Source organism: Chitinophaga sp. W3I9 (assembly GCF_050434025.1).
Lineage (GTDB): Bacteria > Bacteroidota > Bacteroidia > Chitinophagales > Chitinophagaceae > Chitinophaga.
Genome location: NZ_JBNPWC010000001.1, coordinates 4,291,950 through 4,309,261, shown reverse-complemented (window position 1 = coordinate 4,309,261; position 17,312 = coordinate 4,291,950). Strand labels below are relative to the sequence as shown.

General features: G+C 41.8%; 17 protein-coding genes. 8 read left to right on the top strand and 9 right to left on the bottom strand.

All coding sequences use genetic code 11. The features are described from left to right. The first annotated feature begins 8 nt into the window (after positions 1-8). The 3 genes from QFZ51_RS17605 to QFZ51_RS17595 all read left to right on the top strand — a co-directional run bounded on the left by QFZ51_RS17605 (position 9) and on the right by QFZ51_RS17595 (position 4,010). A complete protein-coding gene (locus tag QFZ51_RS17605) occupies positions 9-1,892 on the top strand; it encodes a RagB/SusD family nutrient uptake outer membrane protein (RefSeq protein WP_429047594.1) in 1,884 nt (627 codons plus the stop codon). A gap of 23 nt (positions 1,893-1,915) precedes the next feature. Then, positions 1,916-2,605 carry a DUF3823 domain-containing protein gene (locus QFZ51_RS17600; RefSeq protein WP_429047592.1) on the top strand — a complete coding sequence of 230 codons (690 nt, stop codon included), beginning with the start codon at positions 1,916-1,918 and terminating at the stop codon, positions 2,603-2,605. Between the two features lie 73 nt (positions 2,606-2,678). Further along, positions 2,679-4,010, top strand: coding sequence for a glycoside hydrolase family 71/99-like protein (locus QFZ51_RS17595; protein ID WP_429047590.1), 1,332 nt, complete (start codon positions 2,679-2,681; stop codon positions 4,008-4,010). 78 nt (positions 4,011-4,088) lie between these two features. Here QFZ51_RS17595 and QFZ51_RS17590 read toward each other — a convergent pair whose 3' ends face one another. From QFZ51_RS17590 to QFZ51_RS17575, 4 genes are all read right to left on the bottom strand, one after another. Further along, on the bottom strand, positions 4,089-4,544 hold the full coding sequence (locus QFZ51_RS17590; protein ID WP_429047588.1) for a hypothetical protein: 456 nt from the start codon (positions 4,542-4,544) through the stop codon (positions 4,089-4,091). A gap of 89 nt (positions 4,545-4,633) precedes the next feature. After that, positions 4,634-4,996 (bottom strand): VOC family protein, encoded by a 363-nt coding sequence (locus QFZ51_RS17585; RefSeq protein WP_429047586.1) that lies wholly within the window; start codon positions 4,994-4,996, stop codon positions 4,634-4,636. A gap of 89 nt (positions 4,997-5,085) precedes the next feature. Beyond that, on the bottom strand, positions 5,086-6,609 hold the full coding sequence (locus QFZ51_RS17580) for a family 43 glycosylhydrolase (protein ID WP_429047584.1): 1,524 nt from the start codon (positions 6,607-6,609) through the stop codon (positions 5,086-5,088). An 88-nt stretch (positions 6,610-6,697) separates the two neighbouring features. Next, the gene (locus QFZ51_RS17575) at positions 6,698-7,894 is read right to left on the bottom strand and encodes a metallophosphoesterase (RefSeq protein WP_370910264.1); all 1,197 of its coding nucleotides are present in this window, start codon (positions 7,892-7,894) and stop codon (positions 6,698-6,700) included. Between the two features lie 93 nt (positions 7,895-7,987). Between QFZ51_RS17575 and QFZ51_RS17570 the strand changes: the two genes are divergently transcribed. The 4 genes from QFZ51_RS17570 (at position 7,988) to QFZ51_RS17555 (ending at position 10,770) form a co-directional block, all read left to right on the top strand. Beyond that, complete coding sequence (locus QFZ51_RS17570; protein ID WP_429047582.1) at positions 7,988-8,608, top strand: dihydrofolate reductase family protein; 621 nt, start codon at positions 7,988-7,990, stop codon at positions 8,606-8,608. A 22-nt stretch (positions 8,609-8,630) separates the two neighbouring features. Next, entirely contained in the window at positions 8,631-8,984 is a 354-nt protein-coding gene (locus QFZ51_RS17565; RefSeq protein WP_429047581.1) for a DUF2200 domain-containing protein, read from the top strand. A 355-nt stretch (positions 8,985-9,339) separates the two neighbouring features. Further along, the gene (locus QFZ51_RS17560) at positions 9,340-9,759 is read left to right on the top strand and encodes a sigma-70 family RNA polymerase sigma factor (RefSeq protein WP_429047579.1); all 420 of its coding nucleotides are present in this window, start codon (positions 9,340-9,342) and stop codon (positions 9,757-9,759) included. Between the two features lie 63 nt (positions 9,760-9,822). Continuing rightward, complete coding sequence (locus QFZ51_RS17555) at positions 9,823-10,770, top strand: ABC transporter permease (RefSeq protein ID WP_429047578.1); 948 nt, start codon at positions 9,823-9,825, stop codon at positions 10,768-10,770. 193 nt (positions 10,771-10,963) lie between these two features. Here QFZ51_RS17555 and QFZ51_RS17550 read toward each other — a convergent pair whose 3' ends face one another. After that, complete coding sequence (locus QFZ51_RS17550) at positions 10,964-11,845, bottom strand: NmrA family NAD(P)-binding protein (protein ID WP_429047577.1); 882 nt, start codon at positions 11,843-11,845, stop codon at positions 10,964-10,966. A 73-nt stretch (positions 11,846-11,918) separates the two neighbouring features. On the opposite strand from QFZ51_RS17550, the gene QFZ51_RS17545 reads away from it, so the two are divergent. Continuing rightward, positions 11,919-12,305 (top strand): winged helix-turn-helix transcriptional regulator, encoded by a 387-nt coding sequence (locus tag QFZ51_RS17545; RefSeq protein ID WP_429047575.1) that lies wholly within the window; start codon positions 11,919-11,921, stop codon positions 12,303-12,305. Between the two features lie 633 nt (positions 12,306-12,938). Here the strand turns inward: QFZ51_RS17545 and QFZ51_RS17540 are convergent. The 4 genes from QFZ51_RS17540 to QFZ51_RS17525 form a co-directional block, all read right to left on the bottom strand. After that, positions 12,939-14,681 (bottom strand): hypothetical protein, encoded by a 1,743-nt coding sequence (locus tag QFZ51_RS17540; protein ID WP_429047574.1) that lies wholly within the window; start codon positions 14,679-14,681, stop codon positions 12,939-12,941. 1 nt (position 14,682) lies between these two features. After that, a complete protein-coding gene (locus QFZ51_RS17535) occupies positions 14,683-15,123 on the bottom strand; it encodes a hypothetical protein (RefSeq protein ID WP_429047573.1) in 441 nt (146 codons plus the stop codon). Continuing rightward, the gene (locus tag QFZ51_RS17530) at positions 15,120-15,659 is read right to left on the bottom strand and encodes a hypothetical protein (protein WP_429047571.1); all 540 of its coding nucleotides are present in this window, start codon (positions 15,657-15,659) and stop codon (positions 15,120-15,122) included. Before QFZ51_RS17530 ends, QFZ51_RS17535 begins: the two co-directional genes overlap by 4 nt. 295 nt (positions 15,660-15,954) lie before the next feature. Continuing rightward, positions 15,955-17,037, bottom strand: a complete 1,083-nt coding sequence (locus tag QFZ51_RS17525; RefSeq protein ID WP_429047569.1) for an SIR2 family protein — start codon at positions 17,035-17,037, stop codon at positions 15,955-15,957. Positions 17,038-17,312 lie beyond the last annotated feature (275 nt).

Sequence of the window (17,312 nt, the reverse complement as noted above, 5' to 3'; positions counted from 1 at the left end):
CACGCAACATGACTACCAATAAATTCTCTTTTATTATACTGTTGACAGGCATCCTCTTTTCCGGCTGTAATAAAGTACTGGATCTGAAGCCTACCGACAAAATCCAGGCAGAAGCCCTGTTTGGCGACCCGGAAGGGGTGAAAATATATATGGCCAATCTCTATTACCAGTTACCGGTGGAAGACTTTACCTATTTCCGGAACGGGTTTAACTGGAACAGCGGAGATCCCAACAACGGCGGGTTCGCTCCTGCCATGGCTACCGATGAAGCCGTGCATACCGAGTTCGGCGACTTCGTTGGCGACGGTGATTTTAATTGCTGGGAGAGCGCTTATAAGCTGATCCGCGATGTAAACCTCCTGATAGATGCCATTCCAACATTAAAGATCCGTGAAGAAGAACGTGCGGCGTTAATTGGCGAAAGCGCCTTTATTAAAGCATACGCTTACTTCGCACTCGCAAAAAGATATGGCGGCGTATCGCTCATTAAAGCATCCCAGCAATATACCGGTGACGCAGAAAGCCTGAAAGTGCCCAGGAGCACCGAACAGCAAACATGGGATTATACCTTGGAATTGTGCGATCAGGCGATCAGTAACCTCGGAGATGGGGTGAGCAGAAGAGCTTCCAAATGGACGGCTTATGCGCTGAAGTCGAGAGTAGCATTACATGCTGCTTCGCTTGCAAAATTCGGCAGCCTGGCGCCTATGTCCGGACAAGCAGTAAATGAAAAGCTGATAGGACTCGAAGCCTCCCTGGCCAATGGTTATTATGAGGCCTGTAAAAGCGCTTCCCTGGCGATTATGAATGCCAACAAGTTTGAACTGTATGCGGCTAGCCCGGCAAACCGGGAAGCAGCAGCAGAAAATTACCGGCTCCTGTTCCAGGACCCTGGAAATAAGGAAGTCATCTTTGCAAAAGGATATACACTTCCCGGCGCATTCCTGGGTCATAACTACGATATCTGGTACCAGCCCGCCCAGGTGGCCAATGGCTGGCCGCATCCCGGCAGGATGAACCCTACGCTGGATCTCGTAGACACTTACGAAAGCTATGATAATCCCGGTCATTCATCACCCGTTGTTACCTCTACAGATGCAAACGTGACAGACTATAACGGCTATAACCCTTCCAGGACGTATATCCAGTTCGATTCTCCCAACGACATCTTTAAAAATAAAGATGCCCGCCTCTGGGGAACTGCTATATTACCCTCTACGCTCTGGAAAAATATCCCGATCATCATACAGGCAGGTTACGTAAAACCGGATGGCACCGCAGTGATCCGCACCAATGATCACATCACCATCAATGGCACCACCTATTATACATACGGCGCCGCCAGCACCAGCCTGTATTCCGGCTTTGATACCTACGGCGGCAATAACACCCGCACAGGCTTCTCTTTCAAAAAATTCATGAATCAGAACGCGCCTATTATACCGGGATGGAACCAGAGTACCACCGACTTTATTGACTTCAGGTACGCAGAAATATTACTCAACTATGCGGAAGCTGTTGTGGAAAGCGGAACAGGTGATGCGTCCATCGCTGTAAAGGCGCTGAACGATATCCGTAAAAGGGCCGGTCATACTACAGATATCCCCTTAACCGCCGCTAACGTACAGCGGGAAAGAAAAGTAGAGCTGGCATTTGAAAACAAACGCTTCTGGGACCTGATCCGCAGAAGAGAGTATCATACCGAATTCAATAACCGGATGCTGCACTCGCTGTTACCATTACGGGACCTCCGTGCATTACCGGCCACGAAATACATCTTCGTCCGCGTAAACGTACCTAATACCAATACCAAAACATTCCAGCCTAAATCCTATTACAGACCTATTCCGGGTATCGGTTCAAATGGCTTGATCCAAAACCCGCAATATTAATGTGTGATTCTAAAAAAATGATTATGAATAAGCTAAGATATTTTTTCTTCATCGCCGCACTGGCACTGGGAATGATGTCCTGTGAAAAGGATAACTACGATGGCCCCACTGCAGGATTATCCGGCAGCTTCCGGGATGTTAAAAGCGGTGAACTGATAGAACAGGACATCATCCTGGGCACTACCATTGAAATTATTGAACATGGTTATGCTTCCCGCACACCGCAACCGCTGATCGTAAAAACCGACGGCACCTACGCCAACACCATGCTCTTTGCCAACACCTATACCGTTACACCGGTGAGGGGTAACTTTATCCCCGTAGATTCGCAGGTGGTAAACATCAATGGCCAGGTAACCCTTGATTTTGCGGTAACGCCCTACATCCGTGTGAAGGATGTAAATATTGTAAAAAGCGGCACCAAGGTAACCGCTACCTTTAAGCTGGAACAGAATGTGATCAACAACGTAAAGAAAATCGGGCTATATGCACATTCCGATGCAAGGGTCGGGGAACCTATGCGCCTGGTGGCCTCCGAGATACAGTTAAATGCGGTAAGCGATCCGGCACAGGTATATACACTGGAGATTGATCTGGCTGCCAACAGTTCTATACTGAAACCCGGCAACAAATACTATTTCCGGGTAGGTGCGCTTATTGATGCCGGTGAAGCGAAACCTAATTACCGCCCGGCAGTTCGACTGGATATTTAACCCATTATAACAATTGATGAAGTTCCGCCTCCCTGCGGGACTTCATCAATCGTTGTTCTCAAAAATAAATATTATGAAAAAACTAAGTTGGCTCTTTTGTGTACTGGCGCTTTACATGGCTTGCGGTTGTTCCAAAAAAGAAAAAAAAGTTGACACCCCGCCTCCAGGTCCTCCATCAGATACGGAAAATGTAGTGTATGACGAAACCGGTTGTTTGTACAAGAGTTACAAGAACCTGGTGATGGCTGGCTACCAGGGCTGGTTTGCAGCCGCAGGCGATGCGTCTGACCGCGGATGGTATCATTATCAGAATGGCAGCTGTGGCGGCTTTTTGCCAGGTTGTTCTGCAATTGATTTCTGGCCGGACATGGGCGAATATGTGAAAAAATATAAATCCCCTTTCAGCTTCGCCGATGGCACCGACGCATATTTGTACAGCCCCTACGATGAAGAAAGCGTGGACCTTCACTTTAAATGGATGAAAGACTACGGCATCGACGGCGTTTTCATGCAACGTTTTGTGGTGGAGATCAAAAACTCCAACCCGAAAGGGAAACGGCATTTCAATAAAGTGCTGGAAAATGCACTGAAAGCGGCCAATAAGTACCAGCGCGCTATCTGCGTGATGTATGACCTCAGCGGCTGCACCAGTGAAGATGTGGCGTATATTGAGCAGGACTGGAATGAACTGCAAACGTTATTTTCCCTCTTCGACAATAAAAAGCATCCCTCCTATGTAAGGCACAACGGCAAACCGTTGTTGTCCATCTGGGGCCTGGGATTCAATGATAACAGGAAGTATACCATCGCCAATGTAGACCAATTGGTAACAAAGCTCAAAGGAAAAGGCAACAAGGTATCCATCATGCTGGGTGTGCCTTATTACTGGCGCTCGCTGAAAAATGATACAGAAAATTCTTCCCTGCTGCATTCCCTCATCAAACGTTCCGATATTATTATGCCCTGGGCCGTTGGCCGGTACGACAACAACAGCTACAACAACGTGGCCGGCGCGGAGCTGGCGGCTGATATCCAGTGGTGTAACACGAATAAAGTAGATTATGTGCCGCTGGTATTTCCGGGTTTCAGCTGGGGAAATTTGAAGAACGACGTGGCAGCCTACAATTCCATTCCGCGGCTGAAAGGCGACTTCTTATGGAAGCAGGTGGCAGGCGCGCGGATATCCGGGGCGCAGTCGTTATACGTAGCTATGTTTGACGAAGTAGATGAAGGCACCGCTATTTACAAGTGTGCCAGGGAAGGCGAACTGCCACTACATGGCGATAAAAAGTTCGTCGGTATTGAAAAAGATCTGTCGTCCGACTATTATTTATGGCTTACAGGTCAGGCTGGTCGCTGGTTTCATGGTGAAAGCGGCTTCAGTGCCACCAAGCCGGCCAGATAAAACAGTTCATTTCTGTTAAATCATAAAAGCGCCTTGCAGGTAAACCTGCGAGGCGCTTCCGGTACAACACCTTATCTGCTAAAGCTGTTTCTTCATCGCATATTTCAGATATACGTCACCGTTAGAAGTGGAATTAAGCACATACCACTTTTTGTTGTCACTGAGCAAAAGCTCGTATGTAACGCCGCTTTTGTTGGTAAGCTCTGTAACCCCTTCGATATGCTTATTATGATACTCTTTCTTTACCGTCAGCAGCACGCTCAGCGGCAATTCACTCTCCTGGCAGTACCTTAAAGCATAAACCAGTGCGCCTGCTTTATCATACCATATCCTGCATTGCGTATCGTTCCTGGTGAAAGAAACAATATAATACTCGCTATCTTCCACCCACGAGGTGGATTTCGCATCCGGGAATGTTTGACTGAACACCCGGAGTACCGTATCATTGGGCGCTGCCATTGCATGGGATAACCACAGTGTAGCGGTTATCATGATGAGGAGTATTTTACTTATACCGCGAAAATTCCGTTTCATAATTTTAAAGTTTAAAGGTGATTTTGTGTTTCACGATGTAAAATTAGGATAGCCCTAAACTTTAAAATTGTACAAAACGGAACAAACGCTTACAAAGACCAAACTGCCAGTTCGTACCCGTCAGGATCCGTGAAATGGAACCGTTTGCCGCCGGGGAAGCTGAAGATATCTTTTACAATGGTCCCTCCTGCTGCTACAATCTTTTGCTGGGTTGCTTCAATATTGTTTGAATAAAGGATAACCAACACAGTTCCTTTCACCGGTTTACCGGTGGTGAATCCTCCATCTACATAATCCCCTTCAAATGCCGTATAGTCGGGACCGTAGTCAGTGAACTTCCAGCCAAAACTTTTGGTATAAAATGCTTTGGCGCGGCTGATGTCTTTTGACAGGAATTCGAGATACTGTACCTGCTCGTGTTTTAATTTGCTTTCAGAATGTGTGTCTGCCATAGATCTTATGCTTTTTGTAAAGATAAGAAACGACCGTTTTTACCTGTTTGTAAAAAAACGACAACGTTACACATGAATTTCAACTTCGCCTAGTTATCAATAATAAAAGTACCGGCTTCGGCCAGGCCGGGTTGAGGCTGACTGTCGAGCCCTGATACCGGCACCAGTTTAAAATACCTGAAATGCTTTCTGGCGGGAAGATTAAAATACTGTTTATTAGGATGGAGATTAAGCAGTTCAGCGGTACCCAAATTTTCCCAGTTCTGATTATCATTGCCCGCGAGTATCTGCAGCTCTTTTATTTTCCGGTCGCCACTCTTCTGGATAAAAACAAACCCATCTACTGCAAGCGTATCGCCCATGTCTACCGCAATCCAATGGTCAGGGTAGCTGGTGGCGGGCGCGGAATAGCGGGCTATCCAAACTGTAGACGAGTCATCGTCTATTATTCGTATAGCCAACCTGCTGTTGTTAAGCTCCTCCGAGCTGAATCCGGCAATTGACCAATTCTCTTTGGTATACATCTTCCGTACCGGTTCACCGGAAGGCTTCTGCACAAACGAGCCGATTTTAACCGGTACCCCGAAATCAGGCGTGCCATCTGTTTTCCATGTAAAGCGCTGTATACGGGCGTTCCGGGCTCCCCCGCCAGCCGCACTGCGCGCATGGTAGATGAGCCAGTCTTCCGTACCGTCGGGTGATTTGAAAAAACCATTATGACCGGGACCAAAAGCACCACTATCTGCGTTCATTGAGAAAACGGGAGTTGATGTTTTCACCCAATCCGCCGGGTTCATGGGATCGCCGTTCTGGTTAAGACTAAGTAATCCGAGGCAATAGGTATCCACCCAATAGCCGCTGCCCGAATACACAATGAACAGGCGTCCGTCCGGGTTGACGATCACCTGCGGCCCCTCGTTAATGGCATTGCCATTCATTTCCCAGGAATAGGTGGGGCTGGAGATGGCCACTTTCGCGCCCGCGATGGTCCAGGGATTGCTCATGCGGGCGATGTAGATACGCTGCGGAGCAGCGCCCGCATTGCCACCGGACCATAACATATACATCTGTCCGTTATGCTTAAAAACAGTTCCGTCTATTGCCCATTGATCGGATGAATCGGCAACCTTTCCCTTCAATGCCCAGGATCCCTGCGTTGGATCGGCAGAGCTGTTTTCCACCACGTACATACGGTGATTGGCATTTGTGCCGTTGTCGGCGGCAAAATAGATGTACCATTTATTATCTATTTCATGAAGCTCCGGCGCCCAGATATTTTTGGAGTACGGCATGCCCTGTGGAGGAATCCATGCATCATGCGGAGTTGCCAAAGCCAGTTCGGTCATGGCGCTTGTTTTGTAAAGCACCAGTTTACTCCCCTGTGTATACATGAAATAATACATCCCGTTCTTTTGGGTTACCCAGGGATCAGCCCCACGTGGTATCAGCGGATTGGTGAAGGTGTTCTCAATAGTAAAATTTGCATCATTTACTTCATTAGCCCCGATAGCCATGGCATGATGGCCAACCAGCTTTTCAGGATTATTTTTTTTACATGCGGAACAAAGTGCAAGGCATAACCAGGCAAACAAATAGGGTGCTTTTTTTTTCATGGACGAAGCGGATTAACGGTTAACGCGGAAAAATAGAATACGCTATTCTAATATACTAAATTATCCGTACAGTTATCGTCACTTTGAACTACTGCATTAACGCAGCACCGGCCCGCTTCAGGGTAAGCACCGTTATTTCAGGCCATATGCCAATTCTGCCTTTTAACCCGTGAAAACCAAAGCCCCTGTTTACATAAAGATATTTACCCGCCTGCTTATAAAGACCGGCCCATTGCTTGTAGAAATATTTTATCGGGCTCCATTTGAAACCAAACAGTTCAATGCCAAACTGCATACCGTGTGTATGCCCCGCCAGGGTAAGATGTACATGTTGTTCATGATCCACCGTTACTTCGTCCCAATGGGACGGGTCATGGGACATCAGAATTTTAAACGCGTTATCATGTACCCTGGCGGTCGCTTTTTTCAGATCGCCATATTGATGAAAACCGCCTTTCCCCCAGTTCTCCACCCCGATGAGGGCAACATGCTCTCCCTGCTTGTTTATTTCCACCGCTTCATTAAGCAATAATTTAAAGCCGGTTTCCGCATGAATTTCCTTTAGGCGTTTAAGATTGGCTTCCTTAGCCGCATTACTGTCCCACCTGATATAATCGCCGTAGTCGTGGTTACCCAATACGGAATACTTCCCGTAAGGCGCCTTCAGTTTCGTAAACATAGGAATCCATCGATCCATTTCCGACGCCATGTTGTTGACAAGATCTCCCGTGAACACCAGCAGATCGCTGTTCTGGGAATTTACAAGGTCAAGGCCCTTTTGTACGCCTTTAGCATCGCTGAAGCTTCCGGAATGCAAGTCCGATATTTGTGTGATGGTAAAACCATCAAATGCCTCGGGGAGGTCCGGGAAATAGATCGTTTCCTTTCTTATCTTGTAAAAGTGCTTACCACGGGTAACACCAAAAACGATGATGAGAAAAATCAGGCCCGCCAGCGCAAGCGCCGCCTCGCTAATGTAAAAGCTTCTAGGCGGAAAGCCCCGGAACAAACGGAGGATATCTTCTGCCAGCAGAATAGGTGAAGAGAATAATTTTGGAATGAAAATCAGCAGCATGGCAGTCATTAGCCCGGAAAGCAGACGCTGCACCTTCCTGCGTGCCCTGAGCATAGATATCGCCGATATAATCCCGGCCATCAGTAAAATATCAATCAACCAGTAGCTCAGGTGGATAACCGGATTCGGCGTAAGTGTAATAACAGCCTGGTAGAAATAAGTATCGCCTATCAGGAAAAGTAATAATATCAGGAAAAGTCTTCTGGCCATATAGATAAAAACATGTGTAAATTAGTAGACGAATAACTAGCAGGAATATTTTATCCACGGACCGCATCGTTATGAAATACTTAAAAATAAGTTATGAGTAAGGTCAAAGTAGCCGCATTTTCGGTTTCCCTGGACGGGTTCGGTGCAGGAGCCCATCAGGATGTAGAAAATCCGCTCGGTATCAGGGGCGAAGAACTTCACACCTGGATGTTTGAAAGGACCAGTAATGTTGAAAACACCGGCGTGGATGATGACTTCGTTAAGAAGTCAATGGAAAATATAGGCGCCTGGATAATGGGGCGCAATATGTTTGGACCGGTTCGAGGCCCCTGGCCGGATGCTGAATGGAAAGGCTGGTGGGGCCAAAAACCACCCTATCATGTTCCGGTATTTGTTTTAACCCATCATCCAAGGGAATCTTTTGAGATGGAAGGAGGAACCACCTTTCACTTTGTCACCGGCGGTATTGAAGCGGCGCTCGAAAAAGCTGAAAAGGCGGCAAATGGAAAAGATATCCGTATAGGTGGTGGCGTTTCAACAATACACCAGTTCTTACAGGCGGGCTGTATCGACGAAATGCACCTGGCATTCGCTCCCATTTTCCTCGGTTCAGGAGAACACCTGTTTTCAGGAACCGATATCCCCGCCCTGGGCTTCCATCAAATCGAAAAATTTAACGGAGAAAGAGCCACACATATTATTTTAAAAAAATAACATAACACCCTAAACAGACAGTATGGACAACGCCAATCAGCGTATCGCAAAAATGACATTTGCCTCCGTCTATCCGTTGTATCTCGCAAAAGTGGAAAGGAAAGGCAGAACAAAAGAAGAATTGCATCAGGTGATAACCTGGCTGACCGGCTTCGATAATAAAAAGCTGCAGGAGCTGATAAAAGAAAATGTAACCTTCGCTGCATTCTTCCAACAGGCTTCGCTGAATCCCAACGTAAACCTCATCACAGGCGTCATCTGCGGATACCGTGTGGAGGACATCGAAGATCCTTTAACGCAACAGGTCAGGTATTTGGATAAGCTGGTAGATGAATTGGCGAAAGGCAGAAAGATGGAGAAAATTTTGCGCGGCTAGCAATAAAAGCTACCTGTTTTCGCAAGCCATTAAAATTGATATCCCAAACATCGCCTTTGGAAATTTTATTTCCCAGGTTATATATATTTATTATTATTGTCGGAGCTACACTTTACCGATCCAACCGCTATACTCAAATTATCTTTTCACTTAAAGGTGAGCACTTGCCAATGAGCATCAATTACACACAAAACAATCCGGATGGCGTACCTCCTGATAATCCACGGTTCGACAAAGCTGCCTTTAAGGAGTTATTTAAGCAACATTATCCACCTCTTTGTGTTTACTGTAAGTTGAAATATGGCTTCGACATTCATGCAGCAGAGAAGATTGTTCATTCAGGTTTCATAAAACTTTGGGAAACCCGCCAAACGCTTGCCCTGACCTATCTCCAATATCTTATCTGTATAAAATTGTTAACAATCTCAGTTTAAATACGCTCAGGCATGAAAAAGTAAAGCAACAGTATGCAGCCCATCTGTTGAGAACAACTTCTGAAGATATTGCTGAAACGGACTTTAACAGTATTGATTTAAAGCAGCTAAGTTCCGCTATAGACGCTGCTATTGCAGAACTCCCTGAACAGATGCGCATCATATTTGAACTCAGAAAATCTGAAGGGTTAAAGTACGCGGAAATAGCCAGCCGGTTAAATATATCTATAAAAACAGTGGACACCCAGATAAGCAGGGCTATGATCAAATTGAAGGAAAAGCTGTCGAAGTTTCTCCTCTTTATTATTGTATTGATTTTCAGCCTCTTGTTAAAAAAGTAAAAATATTTTTTCCCCGCTTGTAGGGAAGAATTCATCATCAGGTGTATAAATAATATAGCGCACATGGAACATAATAATCAATATGACGAGCTTTTAGTCAGATACTTGTTTAATGAGGAAACTGCTGAGGAGAAAGTATTTGTTGAAAACTGGCTCAATGCAAGTGAAGAGAACCAGCCTAATATTTCTTATGCAGACCTGGCCCCTAAAATAAAGGGAATGCTGGTTAAGCACAGTCCTAAATATTTTGCGCAGACAAAAGCTGACCTGTTCCTGGAACCTTTAAAGGACTGGCATTTATTTTCGGAGTACAGGAATGGAGTGGCAACCGGCGGCCTGATAGACTACGTGAAGATGTTTGCGATCATCGGAATCCTCATCCTGGTCATTGCCTGTATCAATTTCACGAATCTTTCCATAGCACGTTCAGAAAAAAGGGCGCGCGAAGTAGGCATCCGTAAAGCCATAGGCTCCCGTCGTAAAGACCTGATTTTGCAGTTTTTAACCGAATCCATGACCTTAACAGTAGTGGCATTTTTGCTTTCGCTGCTTATAGTCATCCTGGCGCTCCCGGCTTTTAACAACCTTACCCATGCAACTATCAGCATTCCTTACACTAATGGCTTGTTCTGGCTAACCATGGCAGGCTATGTCCTGTTTACAGGCCTGCTTTCCGGAAGCAGGCCCGCTTTTTACCTGTCTTCCTTTAACCCGGTGAAAGTTTTAAAAGGGTCTATACAAACAGGCAAAGGTAGCAACCTTCCCCGGAAGGTGCTGGTGGTAGTGCAATTCACCTGTTCTATTACACTGATCATTAGCACGATCATTATTTACCAGGCTTATCATTATTTGCAAAACTGGCTGATGAAATACGAGTACCGGATCATAATCAGCCCCATGGCGTTTGTATTGGCGGCGGCAGCAGCCATCTTCATAACCGTATTTACCGTCAGTTTCCAGGCTATTAAAGCGGCCATTGCAAATCCAGTGAAGAGCTTAAGGTCGGAATGATCGTCCTTTCCTGAGAATCATTCCTACTTATGAATTCGATGAATGCTTGCTTTAAGGATCAAATAATTGTAAGATTAAATTATAGCCTTTTAAATATTATTTGCCAGATCAGGTAGTGATTATTGCATATAAAAAATGGCCGGAAATTCTTCCGGCCATGAGTAAAAAAGTACTTATCATATTTTAATGATGATTAATTATCTTTAGAACGTAATTCCTTTATTTTTTTGATTCCTATTTCATCCATCCATTGTTCAAAGCCTGTTAGCTTTGGCATCCAAGATGATATAAATTTGTAATCGATAGGATCATAACCTTCTTTGTCGATCATTTCAACCAGTTTCGCAAATGTTTCACTTTGTTGATAAAGTACTTCTAAGGGTACTTGTACGAAATTGATTGATTGGTTTAACTTCTCCTCCAATAACGATAAAACTTGTTTAGGTGTAAAAAGTTCACCTCCAAAATCAACTGTTTTGCCATTGAATTCTTTATAATTCTGAAATATTATTCGAGCAAAAGTTCCAATATCACCGGTGGCTACCCAAGGGATTGCTTTTTCTTCAGGTAAGGGATTGATAAACTTGCCCTCTCCCAATCCGAAACCTGGCAAAAGTAGATTTTCCATAAAGGAAGCAGGTCTAATTACTGCTCCTTGTAAATTGCTTTCTAATAAGTATTTTTCGATTGTAAATTTAAATTTCGGCCTGAATAAATCCTGTTTATCCGATCCAAGAACTGATGAATAAAGAACAAATTTAACGCCTTGCTCTTCTGCAAATTTGATTGCTTGTATTCCAATTTCTGCTTCTTTCTCATCCGTTTCTTTGCTGGAAACCCAGACAGGAGGAAGGACTAAAAAAAGTCCGTCGACTTTTTTAAATATGTTACTTAAACCTTCAATATCTTCTAAATCGCCTTTCACCAAAACTGCTCCTGCTTTTTTTAAATTATCCGCTTTTGAAGATTGAGGATTTCGGGTAAGTGCAAATACCTCAAAATTGTTTTTTAGCAACTCATATACTGCGGCACTACCTTGCTTTCCAGTTGCACCTGTAACTAAGATTCTTTTCATTTTAATATTGTTTACAGCAAAATTACTTTCCCTATTTAGTAAATTTGTGGTTAGTAACCTTTAGGAAAGTATTATGGAAAAGAAAATAAAACCTTGTATAGAAAATGAAAAAATCTTAAAACAAAGATTTTTAGCATTGAGAGACACCTTAGATTTATTAAGTGGAAAATGGCGTTTCTGTATTCTTTTAAACTTACATTATTATGAGAAGTTACGGTTTAAAGATTTCTTTGAGGTATCAAATGGTATTTCTCCGAAAGTACTAAGTTCTGAACTTACGACGTTGGAAGCTCATCAGCTAATCGAAAAAAATATTGAATATACACCCACACAAGATATAACTTACTACCAATTAACTAAGCACGCTCAAGAAATCTGGCATGTCTTGAATACTTTAATTGAATTTGGACTGTCCAATCGTAAAGAAGTGATCAAATCACTGCATCAAGGTAAAAATTAGACATTTCCCTATTAAAGAAAATCTTCTATTCAGTATGTAGCATTCTGTTATTTAAGTATTAAAGTGATTATTTTGATAAGTTTTACCAAAACGAACTTAAACGTTTCTTTAGTTGGAGTAGGGAATTAAATATGTTTGATAAACCAAGGTAATGCAAACCGAATTTTCCTGCCAGAGTAAAAAGCCTTACGGGGTGTGAGAGATATAGGATTTTTCCTTTACAGACTAGCTAAAATCGATGCGTAACATCATAATCCCCAAGTTTTCAACTTGATTCGGAATATCATTAAAATAGCCAACCCGCTCTACGAGCGGGTTGGCTATTTTAAGTGCCCAGAACTGGATTCTTTACAGTCTGATTTTCAATGTCTTGCAAGTAAAGTGTGTCAAATTTGTGTCTTAAATAAGATAAATCCTCATTTATTAACGCTTACTTTCACATTCTCCCTATCCCAGCAAAAATAAGTATATTTCCAATAAGTATTTGTCTTAATTTAATAAGCAGATAAGCAATAAATTATGGCTAGATCAGAAATATATTTGGTAAGGTTAGCGAAGGGTTTTCATTCATATGGATATGATTTTAAAATGTTTAGTTATTCCTCAGCACTGGTCCGTTGGCCATTCCTACTGCTAGGATGTGCCCAATTCAGTTTCAACATCATTTTTCATTTGCGCTAGTATCTGCTTTAAAGTTTTATCGGGAAATTTTTTCATATAATCAAAGACGATCCATCTGTATCTGATGACCATTAAGGGGAAAGTATGCGTAAGTTTAGTTTCAGCCCTATCCTCGAACTTTCCTGCATGCGCAATTAGATTTCGGTGCTCATAAGCTTCTTCCATTAGCGAGTAATACGTATCGCGCAGTGAATTTTTCCATTTTTTTGTTTTTATAACCTTCATTTCTTTATAGGCATATTGAAAAAATATACTCGTGATTTTATCAGAAAAAGTAGATATATCAACTTCCCTTCTGACAATCTGCAATTGTTCCTCCAGGGTTAAACCGATACGTTGATAGTCAGCATTAAAGACATGTAAGCTATTGCGCAGATATTCATGTATCCTGTCTATCCTGAACTTTTTATCATATAAAACCAATGCACCTGAAATGTCGGATTTTAAGTTCTTATGGTGTGTCTCGTCATTGTGCAAAATCTCCAGATAGTGCCAAAGCGCATCTACATGATTATTCACTTTTGCCTTAATGTATACAGGTTCAAATTCTAGAAAGTGTTTCCCCGCTACTGAGAGCACCTTATCGAACAGCTGATATGCGTTATCGTTTAACTTTTGCTGGTCAAACTCTGTAATTCTGTAACTATTATTGTAAAGGCTGCCAAAATGATACCCGTAGTCGCATTTATTTGTTGAATAGAAATAGTTCTGCTTATCCACTATTATTTCTCGTTGAAGAATAGCCTCCATATAACTAGTGGCATAGCTTAATTGTTTAAGCGCCCGGTTATAAGCGCCTACATATGTCACACTATTAGCCTGCACCTCTGCAATGCTAAAAGCATCACCTTTAAAATAATCAGCAATCAAGTGATCTTCATTATTTTTCACCCTGTCCATAAGAGGGCTATTCTGAACATGGCTAGGGGGCAAAATCGCGGTCTGATCAAAACGGAAGACATAGTCTTCTGGAAATACGAGATTCTTTATTTTGAAATTAATGTTCCATTCTTTCTGGGGAGTTTCACAAAAATGTATAATGGCATCTAATGTTTGATGAATACCTTTCTTTCTAAAAAAAGATTGCTTCTCCTCATCCGTCTTAATGTGGGAAGGATAAGGAAATTGCCTGTAATCTTTTGTCATTATTTCAGTAAACAACTCAAGTGCTTCCTGTTTACTATGTCGAAGCATAATAATCTCCGAGGCAATGATCTTTGTATGGAATATTATATTTTCGAGATGCTCCGCTGCCTCATGATCACAAAGAATCATATTTTTAATCTGTTCAGCAGACTTTTTCAACATATCAACATTCAATTCCCGTTCGAGCAAGGATAATTTGGCTATAATTAGCTCTAAATTTTTTTCAATATACTTATAGAGCTTTTTTTCAGCTTGAAGCACCTTGAATATTTTCCCAACATCCTTATAGGCTGGGAATCCACTCCAATATCCAATCCCGTATCCTTTTAATTTCCTGAAATGATTGACAACATAAGGAACACATTTGGCGTCTTTATTATACTGCAGCTGAAAGATCAATTTGCGAGTGATACAAAGAGGGTTATCCAGTTCCATATATCCAAACATGCCGCCAAAATAAACATAGTATCTGTAGTAGTCCGCAAACAAGTTTAGTTTCATTTCCTGAACAGGAAACTGACCAAACTGGATTCTATTTATACCTGCCATATTAGGATATATTTACTTGCTCCACACCTTGATATAATTCCTCAAGCAGGATCCTTTCAACAGGTAGTTTACCAACTTTTGAGGCAGAAGTGTCTGTATTAAGATTAATAATAATGAGATAAAATATTTTTCCATTGAACTCAATAGAATATGGAAATCTGTTGCCAGCCTGTTGTTGCTCTATTTCAATTTCTATTTGATCCAAGTTGAAAACAGTGAGGTACCCCACATGTTTGTTATAGTCTGCAGTATACCTTACAATTTGGCTGAATCCGCTTATAATTCTATTTTTTCGATAATTTTTTTCCTTATCATACACCTTTATTTCCATTATTAAGGGAGCCGAGGTGTCAATCAGACCAACAATATCGGATCTACCTGCTGGGGACCTAGGCGTTGAAAAGGGAAAGTCAATCCCTTGATCAAAAAGATATAATCTCAAATCATCTTCAATATCTGTTCATAATTGGCAGTTGCATTTCGATATCTTGCCAATAATCCAGCGCCTAAAAACCATTCCGTTCTACGCTTATACTTTTCCAGCAGGTAAAGTACAGAGTTGTCCTCATCTAGCTGGTCATGCAGATAATTCAAAATGGGTTCCACGAAATTCTCTCCAAAGCTCCTAAGCTGGGAACTGAAGTCACGACCAGAACCATAATTAACAACCACGGTCCTTCCTGGTTGTTTAATCAGGTGCTCAGTGTGAAGATGATATAAATAGACAGCTGCTTGCTTCATACTCTCAAATGTTAGTGCTTGCGAGTTTTGAAAACCCATCTCTTTAATTTTTTCAATCCGATCCGGATCAATACCAATTTCGCCACGTGCCTGTTGTAAAATCCCCTGGATCGCTGTGATGGCTGCTACCTTTTCCCAGAAAAACCTATAATTGTTTTCAATACTGAAAATATCAGACCTATAAAGTCGGTTTCTCCATTCTTGTAAATTACTTCTGAGGCTATGTCCTGTATACATTTGCTAAGATCATTTGAAGTTTCTAAACAAATCATTCAATGCTTGGGTGATATCCTGCAAACCTGTGTGAACAGAGGCATCACCATCTTGTAGTTGGATAATTTGCTTGCAGTTATGACAAATCACTCGACTTCCTAGCCTGACCTCTCTAAGCTCCACATCCAGGCCATAATCACAGCATGGACAATTTATTGAAACCATAGCATCATCAAAATAAAACATCCATTCTTATTTTAAGACAGTTTTTGAATATTATGAAAATTTCTTCACAGCGCATATCACATTTAACGCTCAATTACTCAATCATTAGATTAAGTACTTCATGAAGCTCATTCCATTCTTTAATCCAGATAATATGTATTCCCAAATGTTTAACGCAGGCTTCTATCCAGTCTATTTCTTGTTTATCTTCTGGTATTTTATTAATCCAAAAATGACTAAATAGCTTTTTTACTGTGGCTTTAGAGAAGAGTCCATTCTCCTGAATTTCCGTTTCCTTTATTTTATGTATCCATGATAGCCACCTTCTCATGTTAGGATCCGTCAATGACACACCAATAAATACTATCGTTTTATTTAGACAATATGAGACAAATTCCGTCGATTGCCATGAGAATGAAGTATTTGCGATATTAAGATAAGAACTTTCTGAAAATACGAGCTTATCACTGGCTGTAAGTAGTACTGATTTCTTTGGGGAAAGTGGTGCACACAGAAAGCCATGACAAAATACGTACTTCACTTTTTCGCTTTTTTGTGGTGAAATGCTGTGCGTCAATCTGTCCAAATAGGAAACCATATCACCCGCTTTCTTGACTTTTCCCAGATATTTTTCGCGCTCAAAAGAGTTGATAAGTGAAAAAAGTAGCGACTCTGCGTTAAAAGAAATAATAACTTCTGGTTGAATACTTCTATCTATAGCATCACAAACAAATTTTCCTATCGAGTAAGCAGATGTCATCTTAAAATATTTATCCCTAATCTCTATATAATCTTTCCAAACCGGGTCTTTTTCCAAATGAGGACTTCTACTTTCAAAAATGACTTTCAAGGACTCCCATTGCTTAGTTGTAAGTTTTGATTTTAGCTCGGCATATAGCTCTTCAGCCAGTAAAATTGCAAAGTCAGAATCTGATAATTTTAACTTATTCTGAACAGCTTGAATTAATGTATCGGGAGAGAATTTTGTCAATAAGGACTTACATAACTCAACAGCTCCGATAATTGATGAATCTCGCTTAATCAGACTCTCAACTAAAGCCGACCATGTCGGAAAAATTGGATATGATGTGCCGGCTCCAATACATAAGCCCCAACCCATATCTGAATAATCTTTCCTTAAGACTGATTTAATATTTATACTAGTTTTGATATTCATAGATGAAACAATATAGAACTTAAAAGGGATTTTGACTTTTAGATAAGAAATATCTTATTGGCCAAAACAATCTGTGTTTGAACAAAATCATTCTTACAAATTCAATCTATTCTATGTAAAAGCAAATATTTTTCTAAAATTCCCAATGTATCAGTTGAAAACGGCATCTCTACTCCGTTAATTAAAAACTCTTTGTATCGCTCTATTCTCAATGCCTTTGAGGTTTTTGATAGAAAACTCTGCGAATTTCATAGGACAACCTTTTTTGATTTAAT

Coding starts and splice junctions, on each gene's coding strand:
- QFZ51_RS17590 (WP_429047588.1), bottom strand. CDS start 4,544: ATGAAACGGAATTTTCGCGGTATAAGTAAAATACTCCTCATCATGATA.
- QFZ51_RS17570 (WP_429047582.1), top strand. CDS start 7,988: ATGAGTAAGGTCAAAGTAGCCGCATTTTCGGTTTCCCTGGACGGGTTC.
- QFZ51_RS17525 (WP_429047569.1), bottom strand. CDS start 17,037: ATGAATATCAAAACTAGTATAAATATTAAATCAGTCTTAAGGAAAGAT.
- QFZ51_RS17605 (WP_429047594.1), top strand. CDS start 9: ATGACTACCAATAAATTCTCTTTTATTATACTGTTGACAGGCATCCTC.
- QFZ51_RS17540 (WP_429047574.1), bottom strand. CDS start 14,681: ATGGCAGGTATAAATAGAATCCAGTTTGGTCAGTTTCCTGTTCAGGAA.
- QFZ51_RS17585 (WP_429047586.1), bottom strand. CDS start 4,996: ATGGCAGACACACATTCTGAAAGCAAATTAAAACACGAGCAGGTACAG.
- QFZ51_RS17530 (WP_429047571.1), bottom strand. CDS start 15,659: ATGTATACAGGACATAGCCTCAGAAGTAATTTACAAGAATGGAGAAAC.
- QFZ51_RS17580 (WP_429047584.1), bottom strand. CDS start 6,609: ATGAAAAAAAAAGCACCCTATTTGTTTGCCTGGTTATGCCTTGCACTT.
- QFZ51_RS17545 (WP_429047575.1), top strand. CDS start 11,919: ATGGAAAAGAAAATAAAACCTTGTATAGAAAATGAAAAAATCTTAAAA.
- QFZ51_RS17555 (WP_429047578.1), top strand. CDS start 9,823: ATGGAACATAATAATCAATATGACGAGCTTTTAGTCAGATACTTGTTT.
- QFZ51_RS17565 (WP_429047581.1), top strand. CDS start 8,631: ATGGACAACGCCAATCAGCGTATCGCAAAAATGACATTTGCCTCCGTC.
- QFZ51_RS17600 (WP_429047592.1), top strand. CDS start 1,916: ATGAATAAGCTAAGATATTTTTTCTTCATCGCCGCACTGGCACTGGGA.
- QFZ51_RS17595 (WP_429047590.1), top strand. CDS start 2,679: ATGAAAAAACTAAGTTGGCTCTTTTGTGTACTGGCGCTTTACATGGCT.
- QFZ51_RS17550 (WP_429047577.1), bottom strand. CDS start 11,845: ATGAAAAGAATCTTAGTTACAGGTGCAACTGGAAAGCAAGGTAGTGCC.
- QFZ51_RS17575 (WP_370910264.1), bottom strand. CDS start 7,894: ATGGCCAGAAGACTTTTCCTGATATTATTACTTTTCCTGATAGGCGAT.